The sequence below is a fragment of the Roseivivax sp. GX 12232 genome, from assembly GCF_021272185.1.
GTDB lineage: Bacteria > Pseudomonadota > Alphaproteobacteria > Rhodobacterales > Rhodobacteraceae > Roseivivax.
This window is the reverse complement of record NZ_JAJSEC010000013.1, coordinates 56,714-67,307: the sequence shown is the minus strand read 5'-3', so window position 1 is coordinate 67,307 and position 10,594 is coordinate 56,714. Positions and strand designations below refer to the sequence as shown.

8 protein-coding genes are annotated in these 10,594 nt (G+C 70.1%); 2 read left to right on the top strand and 6 right to left on the bottom strand.

What is annotated here, in order from left to right; genetic code table 11:
- Positions 1-101 precede the first annotated feature (101 nt).
- Together LR948_RS17555 and hemB are read right to left on the bottom strand one after the other, a co-directional pair.
- Complete coding sequence (locus LR948_RS17555; RefSeq protein WP_232755393.1) at positions 102-659, bottom strand: YSC84-related protein; 558 nt, start codon at positions 657-659, stop codon at positions 102-104.
- Between the two features lie 168 nt (positions 660-827).
- Positions 828-1,826, bottom strand: a complete 999-nt coding sequence (gene hemB / locus LR948_RS17550; RefSeq protein ID WP_232755392.1) for a porphobilinogen synthase — start codon at positions 1,824-1,826, stop codon at positions 828-830.
- Positions 1,827-2,924: 1,098 nt separating this feature from the next.
- Here hemB and LR948_RS17545 point away from each other — a divergent pair.
- A complete protein-coding gene (locus LR948_RS17545; protein ID WP_232755391.1) occupies positions 2,925-3,452 on the top strand; it encodes a component of SufBCD complex in 528 nt (175 codons plus the stop codon).
- Between the two features lie 31 nt (positions 3,453-3,483).
- Complete coding sequence (gene mfd / locus LR948_RS17540) at positions 3,484-6,981, top strand: transcription-repair coupling factor (RefSeq protein ID WP_232755390.1); 3,498 nt, start codon at positions 3,484-3,486, stop codon at positions 6,979-6,981.
- A 486-nt stretch (positions 6,982-7,467) separates the two neighbouring features.
- On the opposite strand, the gene LR948_RS17535 is transcribed toward mfd, so the two are convergent.
- The 4 genes from LR948_RS17535 to LR948_RS17520 are packed head-to-tail and all read right to left on the bottom strand — an operon-like array spanning position 7,468 to position 10,465.
- Entirely contained in the window at positions 7,468-8,514 is a 1,047-nt protein-coding gene (locus tag LR948_RS17535; RefSeq protein WP_232755389.1) for a methyltetrahydrofolate cobalamin methyltransferase, read from the bottom strand.
- Positions 8,511-9,182 (bottom strand): HAD family phosphatase, encoded by a 672-nt coding sequence (locus LR948_RS17530; protein ID WP_232755388.1) that lies wholly within the window; start codon positions 9,180-9,182, stop codon positions 8,511-8,513. The genes LR948_RS17535 and LR948_RS17530 overlap by 4 nt, the downstream gene beginning before the upstream one ends.
- Positions 9,183-9,204: 22 nt before the next feature.
- Positions 9,205-10,137 (bottom strand): methylenetetrahydrofolate reductase, encoded by a 933-nt coding sequence (locus LR948_RS17525; protein WP_232755387.1) that lies wholly within the window; start codon positions 10,135-10,137, stop codon positions 9,205-9,207.
- Positions 10,138-10,168: 31 nt separating this feature from the next.
- Positions 10,169-10,465 carry a virulence factor gene (locus LR948_RS17520; RefSeq protein WP_232755386.1) on the bottom strand — a complete coding sequence of 99 codons (297 nt, stop codon included), beginning with the start codon at positions 10,463-10,465 and terminating at the stop codon, positions 10,169-10,171.
- Between the last annotated feature and the right edge of the window lie 129 nt (positions 10,466-10,594).

Here is a 10,594-nt window from a genome sequence, read left to right as displayed (position 1 = left end):
CACCACACCCGCCCCAACCACACCCCCCCCACCCCCCCCCCCCCCCCCCCCCCCCCCCCCCCCCCGGGGGGCCCCCCCCCCCCCCCCGCGTCCCTATCATCTCACGGAATGATCCGGGTGTATTTCGAACCTTCGAGCGTCGCGCCGATGCGGAAGCCCGCCTGGCCGAAGATCACCGCGATCACCGGGGCGGTGGAGGTCAGCGTCTCCGCCGCCAGGGTCTCGCCGCCCTCGGGGATGGCGTATTCCACGTTGGCGCCCGCCGACCAGCCGGGCGACCGGCGGAAGCCCATGAGCGCTTCCTGGGTCATGAAGAACAGCACATGGGCGTATTGCTGGGCGCCGATCTGGATGCCACCCGAGGCGCGCGCCACGGAGTAGTAATCCACCGTGCCGCCACCGACGCGCAGCGCGCCGCGGCCATAGGCGCCGCCGAAGCCCAGACCGGCCTCGGTGACCAGCGGCATGACCAGGATGCCGGCGGCCTTGTCGCGCAGCTGCGTGGTGCCGGGGTATTGCGCGTAGAGCATGTTCAGCGTCGTATCGACCCGCGCGTCGATGCGCGCGGCCCCGTTCGATCCGACCCCGTTGTTGCAGGCCGCCAGTAGCCCCGTCGCGCCGAGCGCGAGGGTGAAACCGCGGCGGGAAATCTTCGTCATCGTCCTGCTCGCCTCTCGATGGGCCGCGCCTCTGGGCGGCCTTGTGTCTCTCTTGCCGCGCGGGGCCGAAGGGCGCCGCGCCCGCCCGGTCTTGCGCCGGATCGCGGCAAAGTTACGCCTATGGCGGGGTGTTGTCACCCGATATTGGGCACTTTCGGCATGAAACCGCTAGCCGTTGAGGGCGCGTGCCGCCTCCGGGGCAAAATAGGTCAGGATCCCGTCGCAGCCCGCCCGGCGGAAGGCCAGGAGGCTCTCGAGCATGACCCGCGGCCCGTCGAGCCAGCCGCGCTCGGCCGCGCCCGCGAGCATCGCGTATTCGCCCGAGACCTGGTAGGCGAAGGTCGGCGCGCCATAGGCCTCTTTCACCCGGTGGCAGATGTCGAGATAGGCCATCCCGGGTTTCACCATGACCATGTCGGCGCCTTCCTCGAGGTCACGGGCGACGAGCCGCAGCGCCTCCTCGGTGTTGCCGGGGTTCATCTGGTAGGTGGTCTTGTCGCCCTTGAGCGCGCCCGAGGCGCCGACCGCGTCGCGGAAGGGCCCGTAGAAGGCCGAGGCGTATTTCGCGGCATAGCTCAAGAGGCAGACCTTCTGGTGGCCCTCGGCCTCGAGCGCCGCGCGGATCGCGCCGATGCGCCCGTCCATCATGTCCGAGGGGCCGATGATGTCGGCCCCGGCCTCGGCCTGGGAGAGCGCCTGTCTGACCAGCGCCTCGACGGTGCGGTCGTTGACGATCTCGCCGTTCTCGACAAAGCCGTCGTGGCCTTCGGAGTTGTAGGGATCGAGCGCCACGTCGGTCATCACCGCGACCTCGGGCACCGCCTCCTTGATCGCGCGGGTCGCCCGGTTCGAGAGGTTCTCGGGGTTCCAGGCCTCCTCGCAGCCCGGCGTTTTCAGCGCGGGATCGGTATAGGGAAAGAGGCAGATCGCCGGGATGCCGAGCGTCCGGGCCTCGCGCGCCGCCGCGACCGCGCGGTCGACCGAGAGCCTCTGCACCCCGGGCATCGAGGCCACCGGTTCGGCCAGGTCCTCGCCGTCGCGCAGGAAGATCGGCCAGATGAAATCCGAGGGCGCGAGGCTGGTTTCCTGCACCAGCGCGCGCAGCGCCGGGCTCTGCCGGGTGCGCCGGAAGCGCGTGGCGGGGTAGGGGGCTTGGACGGGCGTCATGGGACGGGCACCTCATGTGGCTCGGGTTGCGCCATTGGGTGCACAAGGGCGGGCGGGAAGTCCAGTGCTTGGGGGCGGGGTTGGGGGTGACGCTGTGGCGGGAGGTGCTGGAGCTAGAGCGTTGGCGCTGTGCTCTACGCTGCGGCCGCATTTGCGGGTGGCGCTCTGGTGGGTGGTGCCGGGGCCTGTGCATCTGCACCGACACGCGGGTTGCCTGAGAATGGCATTGGCCTGTCAGCCCAGGAAACCTGGCCCGCAGCCCGCAACGTGATCTGCTGCCAGCCCGTCACACGCAGGCGGGACGTAATCAGCCCTCTGCCGCCAACCCGCCACATCCAGCCAAGACGCAAACGGCCACCTGCCCGCCAGCCCGGCATCACACTCCGCCGAGACTGCAACAACCCGAGCGCCGCACCCCTCTCACCTCTCGCACCAGAGGGCGCGCGCCGGACCGGGGGCCGGCGCTGCCGACCTCCGAGCAAAGCACTTTATCCCAGCAAGGTCAGGGCTAGCGGCAATCTATGCGCTTCGCCCACAAGAGCGCCGGCCCAAGGGGCCGGTCCGGCGCGCGCCCGGCACCTTCGGTGCTGTTCGGGCGCGGGTCACGCGGGGAATTTGGCGTGGCGCGAGAGGCCGGGGCGGGAGGGGCACCAAGCCTCGGGCGGAAGATGGGGTGGCGGTATGGGCGCGTAAGCCCCACAGGGCAGGGCGCCGTCCCGCTCGGATGCCCACAGTCCGGAGTGCGCGCAGCCAGTCGCTAAGAGCAGGGGCACGGCCCCAAGTCTGCAAGCGCTGCCTCCCCTCACATCTTCCCACCGCTCTGGGCCAAGGCCCACACCGGCCATCCCCACACACATCCATCACCACCGCCATCCCACCGACCCTGAGCCATCACCGCCGCGCCGCCGTCACCGCCATCGCCCACCACCCCAACCATCCCCCCCTATGGCATCCCTGCCGCCCCGACCTCTCACCACCGTCCCATCCCCCCAAAATCCGTTGTCATCACGCCGCGCAGCGGGAATAAGGGACAGGCGCGGGTCGAGCCCCGTGCCAGCGTACCCAGAGGCGCGACGACCCACAGGCGACGGAGCAGGCTTGGACTGGCACCTCACCATCCTCGAAGTGATCGACATGCGGTCCTTCTCGAACCTCTGGTTCTGGATCGCGCTCGCGGTGATGTGGTCGACCGCCAGCCACTGGGTCCTCGGCGTGCCCTTCGACATGGTCGGCCGCGCCGCGCGCCGCGGCGGCCAGGCACAGACCGACCTCGAGGACATGGTCCGGGTCAACGTCAACCGCCTCCTGCTGATCGGCCACGAGGCCGGGCTCTGGATCACCGCCATCGGCACCTTCCTGCTCGCCGGCCTCGGGGTCTCGGGCTTCTGGTTCGACGTGGAGTTCGCCCAGGCGCTCTTCCTCCTCGGCCTGCCGATGTCGCTCGTGGGCCTCCTGAGCCTGCGCACCGCCCATATCCTGGCCGCCCAGCGGCTCTCCGGGGCCCCGCTCCGGCGGCGGCTCGCGCGGCACCGGATCGCGGTCCAGGCGATCGGCATGGTCTCGATCTTCGTGACCGCGCTCTGGGGCATGTATCAGAACATGGTGGTCGGGCCCTTCCCCGGTTGACGCGGGCCGCATCGCGCGCCATGTGCCCGCCATGGCAGGCGACAGAGACATCCTGACCGGCGGCGCGCCCGAGGGCTTCGACGCGACCCTGGTCCTGCGCGAGATCACCCGGGCCGAAGGGCCGGTCATCTTCGTGGCGCGCGACGACAAGCGGCTTCAGCGCATGGCCGACGCCCTGGCCTTCTTCGCGCCCGAGATGCCGGTGATCTCCTTCCCGGCCTGGGACTGCCTGCCCTACGATAGGGTCTCGCCCAACGCCGATATCTCCGCCGCCCGCATGGCGACGCTGGCGACCCTGGTGCATGGCGCGCCTGAGCGCTTCGTGCTTCTGACCACGCTCAACGCCGCGACGCAGCGGCTGCCCGCCCGCGAGGTCCTGCGCGAGGCCGCCTTCACCGCCGAGGTCGGCCAGCGCATCGACGAGGAGGCCCTGCGCGCCTTCCTGGTGCGCATGGGCTTCTCCCAGGCGCCCACGGTCATGGAGCCCGGCGACTACGCGATCCGCGGCGGCATCATCGACGTCTTCCCCCCGGGCGAGGGCGGGCCGGTCCGGCTCGATCTCTTCGGCGACGTGCTCGACGGCGCGCGGCGCTTCGACCCGGCGAGCCAGCGCACCACCGAGAAGCTCTCGGTCGTGGAGTTCGCCCCGGTCTCCGAGGTGATCCTCGACGAGGCCGCGGTGACCCGCTTTAGGCAGAACTACCGCATCGAGTTCGGCGCCGCGGGCACCGACGATCCGCTCTACGAGGCGGTCAGCGCCGGGCGCAAGCACCAGGGTATCGAACACTGGCTGCCCTTCTTCCACGAGCGCCTCGAGACGCTCTTCGACTTCCTGCCCGGCGCGCCGGTCCTTCTGGACGACCAGAGCGCCCCGGCGCGGATCGCCCGCTGGGACCAGATCGCCGACCAATACGAGACCCGGCGCCTCGCCATGCAGGAGAAATCCCGCATCGACAGCGTCTACAAGCCGGCCCCGCCCGAGCTGCTCTATCTCGACGAGGCCGGCTGGGACGCCGCCGTCGCGGGCCGCCGGCGGGTGCAGTTCTCGCCCCTGCCGCAGGCCTCGGGGCCCCATACCGCCGATGCCGGCGGGCGTCTCGGGCGCAACTTCGCCCCCGAACGCCAGCAGGAAAGCGTCAGCCTCTTCGGCAGCCTCGCCCATCACGTCACCGCCAAGCTCGAGGCGGGCCCGGTGGTCATCGCCTCTTACTCCGAGGGCGCCCGCGAGCGCCTCACTGGCCTGATCGAGGACGAGGGCCTGGCCGAGGCGATCCCGATCGGCGACGGCACGCGGATCGGCAAGCGCGGGCTGCATCTCGCGGTCTGGGCGCTGGAACACGGCTTCGAGGGCCCCTGGGGCCCCGAGGGCAAAGGCCATATCACCGTCATCTCCGAACAGGACGTGCTCGGCGACCGGCTGATCCGCGCCCCAAAGAAGAAGCGCCGCGCCGAGAACTTCCTGACCGAGGCGCAGTCGCTCACCCCCGGCGACCTCGTGGTGCATGTCGACCACGGCATCGGCCGCTTCCAGGGCATGGAGGTGATCACCGTCGCAGGCGCCGCGCATGAATGCCTGACGCTGGAATACGCCGAGGGCGCGCGGCTCTACCTGCCGGTGGAGAACATCGAGCTCCTGTCGCGCTACGGCCACGAGGAGGGGCTTCTCGACAAGCTCGGCGGCGGCGCCTGGCAGGCCAAGAAGGCCCGGCTCAAGGAACGCATCAAGGAGATGGCGGACCGGCTGATCCGCATCGCCGCCGAACGCGCGCTGCGCACAGCACCGGTGCTCGATCCGCCGACGGGCGCCTGGGACGCCTTCCTCGCGCGCTTCCCCTACCACGAGACCGACGACCAGCTGCGCGCCATCGAGGACGTGCTGACCGACATGACCAGCGGCCACCCGATGGACCGGCTGATCTGCGGCGACGTGGGCTTCGGCAAGACCGAGGTGGCGCTCCGCGCGGCCTTCATCGCGGCGATGTCCGGCGTCCAGGTGGCGGTGATCGCACCCACGACCCTGCTTGCCCGCCAGCACTACCAGAGCTTCGCCGAACGCTTTCGCGGCTTCCCGCTCGAGGTCCGTGCCCTGTCGCGCTTCGTCTCCACCAAGGAGGCGCAGAAGACCCGCGAGGGGCTCACCAAGGGCACCGTCGACATCGTCATCGGCACCCATGCGCTCCTGTCGAAAAACGTGAAGTTCCAGAACCTCGGCCTGTTGATCGTCGACGAGGAACAGCACTTCGGGGTCTCCCACAAGGAGCGCCTGAAGGCGCTGCGCACCGATGTGCACGTGCTGACCCTGACCGCCACGCCGATCCCGCGCACCCTGCAGCTCTCGCTCTCGGGCGTGCGGGACCTGTCGATCATCGGCACGCCGCCGGTCGACCGGCTCTCGATCCGCACCTATGTCTCGGAGTTCGACGCGGTCACCATCCGCGAGGCGCTCCTGCGCGAGCACTACCGCGGCGGGCAAAGCTTCTACGTCTGCCCGCGCATCAAGGACCTGCCCGAGATCGAGGAGTTTCTGCGCGAGCAGCTGCCGGAACTGTCCTTCGTGGTGGCCCATGGTCAGATGCCCGCGGGCGAGCTCGACGACAAGATGAACGCCTTCTACGACGGCAAATACGACGTGCTCCTGGCCACGACCATCGTGGAATCCGGCCTCGACATCCCCACCGCCAACACCATGGTGGTGCATCGCGCCGATATGTTCGGGCTCTCGCAGCTCTACCAGATCCGCGGCCGGGTCGGCCGGTCCAAGGCGCGTGCCTATGCCTATCTGACCACCAAGCCGCGCGCGCGGCTGACCGCCACCGCCGAGAAGCGCCTGCGCGTCCTCTCCTCGCTCGACACGCTGGGCGCGGGTTTTTCGCTCGCCAGCCAGGACCTCGACATCCGCGGCGCCGGCAACCTCCTCGGCGAGGAGCAGTCGGGCCAGATGCGCGACGTGGGCTACGAGCTTTACCAGTCGATGCTCGAGGAGGCGATCGCCAAGATCCGCTCCGGCGAGGTCGAGGGCATCAGCGACATGGACGAGCAATGGTCGCCGCAGATCAACCTCGGCGTCTCGGTGATGATCCCCGAAGCCTATGTGCCCGATCTCGACGTGCGGCTGGGGCTCTACCGGAGGCTCTCCTCGCTGACCACCAAGGTCGAGCTCGAGGGCTTCGCCGCCGAGCTGATCGACCGCTTTGGCAAGCTGCCGAAAGAGGTCAACACGCTCCTGCTGATCGTGCGCATCAAGGCAATGTGCAAGAAGGCCGGCATCGCCAAGCTCGACGGCGGCCCCAAGGGCGCGACGGTGCAGTTCCACAACGACAAGTTCGCCGATCCCGAGGGCTTGGTGGCCTATCTCAAGGCGCAGAAGGGCCTGGCCAAGGTCAAGGACAACAAGATTGTGGTGCGCCGCGACTGGAAGAGCGACAAGGACAAGATCCAGGGCGCCTTCGCCATCGCCCGCGACCTGGCCGAGAAAGCCGTCGCCGCCAAGAAAGCCCGGAAAGAGAAGAAGCGCAGCGCCGCGGAATAAGCCGCGCGCCGGCGGTCGGCGCTGCCGCGACTACTGCGGTCTATCCCCGCCATTACTGCCGGCTATCCGTCCGGGCCGCGCGCCGCCCCCACGCGCGCCGACACCGGGCCAGGCCCGGCCCGCTCCCCCGCGCGCCCGGACCAACCACCACACCCGGCCCAGCCTCATCCGCACCACCAAGCCCCGGCCCCGACGCACCGTCCTTCTCCTCCCAAGGCTCCCGCAGCCAATCCCCCACAGCCCAGCCCGAGGCCCCCTCGCGCCACCCCCCTGCTTCAACTTGGCAAAAATACCTCGGGAGTGAATTGGCGGCGAAGCCGCCAAGAGAGGGCAGCGCCCTCTACCCCGCCCCGAGACGCGCAACGCGCGCCGAGGGCCAGACATGCCGCGGGCGCCCGAAGGCGCCCGCACCGTCTCATCAATTGTCCAACAAGCAAAACCCAGAGAGGCCCTCACAAAACCCGCGCCAGGCGCGCCCCGCGCGCCTCAGGCGCGGCGGCGCCGGCGGCGGCCGCCGCCCGCTTCGCCGCCCGCGCCCGCGGGGCGGTTGAACTGGATCCAGGCCGCGCCCGAGGCGTCGTTGTCGGTCAGGAAGTTGGCCGCGCGGATCGCCTCCATCTCCTTGCCCGGGCGCGCCTTGGTCGAGCCCAGCCCGAAGAGCTGGCAGAAGGTCTCGTCGTCCATGCCCTCGGGCAGGGTGACGCCAGCGGCCTCGACCTCGGCGCGCTTCTCGGCGATCTTCGAGGCGGGCACCGGCAGGGCCACGGGGTTCATGATCGCCGAGGTCATGCCCGAGGCGATGGCCATGGGCAGGAAGGCGTTGTTGATGCCGTGGCGGTTCGGCAGTCCGAAGGAGATGTTCGAGGCCCCGCAGGTGGTGTTCACGCCAAGCTCGCTGCGCAGCTTGCGCACCAGTTCGAAGACCTGCAGCCCGGCGGTCGCCATGGCGCCGACCGGCATGACCAGCGGGTCGACCACGATGTCATGCGCCGGGATGCCGTAATCCGCCGCGCGTTCGACGATCTTCTTGGCCACCGCGAAGCGCACCTCGGGGTCCTCGGAGATGCCGGTGTCGTCGTTGGAGATCGCCACCACCGGCACGTTGTATTTCTTCACCAGCGGCAGGATCTCCTCGAGGCGCTCCTCCTCGCCGGTGACCGAATTGACCAGCGGGCGGCCATGGGCCACCGAGAGCCCGGCCTCGAGCGCGCCGGGCACCGAGCTGTCGATGCAGAGCGGCACGTCCACCAGCCCCTGGACCAGCTCGATCATCTTGCGCATCAGCGGCGGCTCGGTCTCGTTGGGGTTGGGGTTGGAGTTGTAGACCACCCCGGCGTTCACATCGAGCACCGTGGCCCCGGCGGCGACCTGGGCGAGCGCGTCCTTCTCCACGGTCGAGAAATCGCCGGCCTCGAGCTCGGCGGCCAGTTTCTTGCGGCCGGTGGGGTTGATCCTCTCGCCGATCACGCAGAACGGCTCGTCGAACCCGATGATCGCGGTCTTGGTCTGCGACTCCAGGATGGTCCGGGTCATGTGGCAAAAGCTCCTTTGGGATGGGTGAGGCGCGCGAGCGCGGGCTCGAGCGCGGGATCGGTGAAATCCGCCAGTGTCAGATGCGCGCCGGCCTGGCGCAGCGCCGCGTCGGAAAGGCTCGAGCGGATGCCCAGGGTCAGCGCGCCCGAGGCGCGGGCCGCGCGGGTGCCCGAGGGGCTGTCCTCGAAGGCCATGGCGTGGTTCGGGGTGACGCCGAGGCGGCGCATGGCCTCCTGGTAGGGCAGGGGGTCGGGTTTGCCGCGGGCGCATTCCTCGCCGATGACCAGCGTGTCGACGGCCTCGGCGAGCCCCGTGGCCTCCAGCATGGCCTCGGCGTTGAGCCGGTTGGCATTGGTCACCACGCCCAGGCCCCAGCCTTCGGCCCGGGCCCGGGCGATCAGCGCCTTGGCGCCGGGCATGGCGGGATAGGGCTTCGGCAGGCGGCGGCGGAACTCGGCCTCCTTGGCGTCGCTCAGCGCCTGCGGGTCGGGCTCGTCGGGCAGGAATTCGGCGAAGAAGTCGACGTTCAGCCTTCCGTGGACGTGGCGCATGTAGAAGGCCTCGTCGACCGCGAGCCCGCGCGATCCCATCATGTCGCGGAACACCGCCATATGGATCGGATCGGTCTCCAGGAGGGTGCCGTCGAGGTCGAAGAGAAGGGCGGGCATCGGGTCTCCGGTCAGGGGCGCGTCACGACCCGCCGCGGGCGCGGGCCCGGGCCGTGGTCTCGAGGTCGCGCAGCCAGTCGGCGCTCGGGCCGATCCCGCCGAGCGGGAAGAGATGCGCCGCCTCGATGAGGCTTTCGGGATGGGCCGCCTTGTGCGCGGCCAGCGCGCGGGCGACCTCGTCGGGGGTATAGGGCAGCACCAGCTTGGTCACATCCATGGCGCGCTTCTGCAAGACCCGGAGCGAGGGGCCGACGCCGCAGGCCACCGCGAAGCGAATGAGCGTCTGCAGCTTCGCGGGCCCGGCGAGGCCGACATGCACCGGCAGGCGGATGCCCTCGGCGGCGAGCCGTTCGGTCCAGGCGATGATCGGCTGGGCCTCGAAGGCGAACTGGGTGACCAGCGCCATCTGCGCGTCGCTGCGCTCGGAGAAGTCCTGTTTCCAGCGCGCGGCCTGCATGACCATGCGCTCGCCGCCATCGGGGTCGATGTCGCGGTTGCCCTCGGGGTGGCCGGCCACATGCAGCCGGGTGAAGCCCGCCGCATCGAAGAGCCCGGTTTCCAGAAGCTGCATGGAGCTGTCGAAGGCGCCTTTCGGCGAGGCGACCCCGCCGGCGAGGATCAGCCCCTGGGTGACGCCCGCCTCGCCCTGGTAGCGGGCGATCCAGTCTTGAAGCGTGGCGCGGTCGGGGATGATCCGGGCGGGGAAATGCGGCATGACCTCGAAGCCCTCGGCGGCGAGGCGGCGGGCGGTCTCGACCATCTCCTCGATCGGCGTGCCGTCGATATGGGCGATGTAGACGCGGGTGCCGGGCGCCAGGAGCGCGCGGAAGTCCGCGATCTTGGCGGCGGTCCGGGGCATGACCTCGATGGAATGGCCGGCCATGAAGGCGGCGAGCGCGCCGCGCTCGGGGCCGGGGGCCGGGGTCTTGGTCTTGCGGAAGGGAAGAAGCGCCATGAGGACCTCCGTCGCGCGCCGGACCGGGTTTCTAATCCCGGCCATGGTTGTCGATCAGCGCCTTCAGACGCGGCTGATCGTATTCCGCCTCGAGCCGCGCGGCCTCTGCCGCAGCGGCCTCGGCGGGGCTGCCATCCACGGGGTAGGGCGCGCCCTTGCGCCATTCGGCGAGATAGGCGTCGGTCTCGGCCGCGCCGGATTTCATCGCCGCGCGGTCGATCGCCTGTTCGAAACGCTCCGCGAGCGGGCGTTTCTCGGCGCGGCGGCCCCGGCCGACGATGACCTGGGCGGGGATATCGCGCCAATAGACGATGGTGACGTCGGGCATGAGCCGTTCCTTCCGTGGTGGTCGAGCCATATCGAGAAAGCGCGCGCCGTCAGGGTCGATTTTCGACCCTCGGCGGTCACTGGGCGACCTCCTGCAGCATAGCGGCGCGGGCGCGGAGTGCCACAGGCG

Coding starts and splice junctions, on each gene's coding strand:
- LR948_RS17555 (WP_232755393.1), bottom strand. CDS start 659: ATGACGAAGATTTCCCGCCGCGGTTTCACCCTCGCGCTCGGCGCGACG.
- hemB (WP_232755392.1), bottom strand. CDS start 1,826: ATGACGCCCGTCCAAGCCCCCTACCCCGCCACGCGCTTCCGGCGCACC.
- mfd (WP_232755390.1), top strand. CDS start 3,484: ATGGCAGGCGACAGAGACATCCTGACCGGCGGCGCGCCCGAGGGCTTC.
- LR948_RS17535 (WP_232755389.1), bottom strand. CDS start 8,514: ATGACCCGGACCATCCTGGAGTCGCAGACCAAGACCGCGATCATCGGG.
- LR948_RS17530 (WP_232755388.1), bottom strand. CDS start 9,182: ATGCCCGCCCTTCTCTTCGACCTCGACGGCACCCTCCTGGAGACCGAT.
- LR948_RS17525 (WP_232755387.1), bottom strand. CDS start 10,137: ATGGCGCTTCTTCCCTTCCGCAAGACCAAGACCCCGGCCCCCGGCCCC.
- LR948_RS17520 (WP_232755386.1), bottom strand. CDS start 10,465: ATGCCCGACGTCACCATCGTCTATTGGCGCGATATCCCCGCCCAGGTC.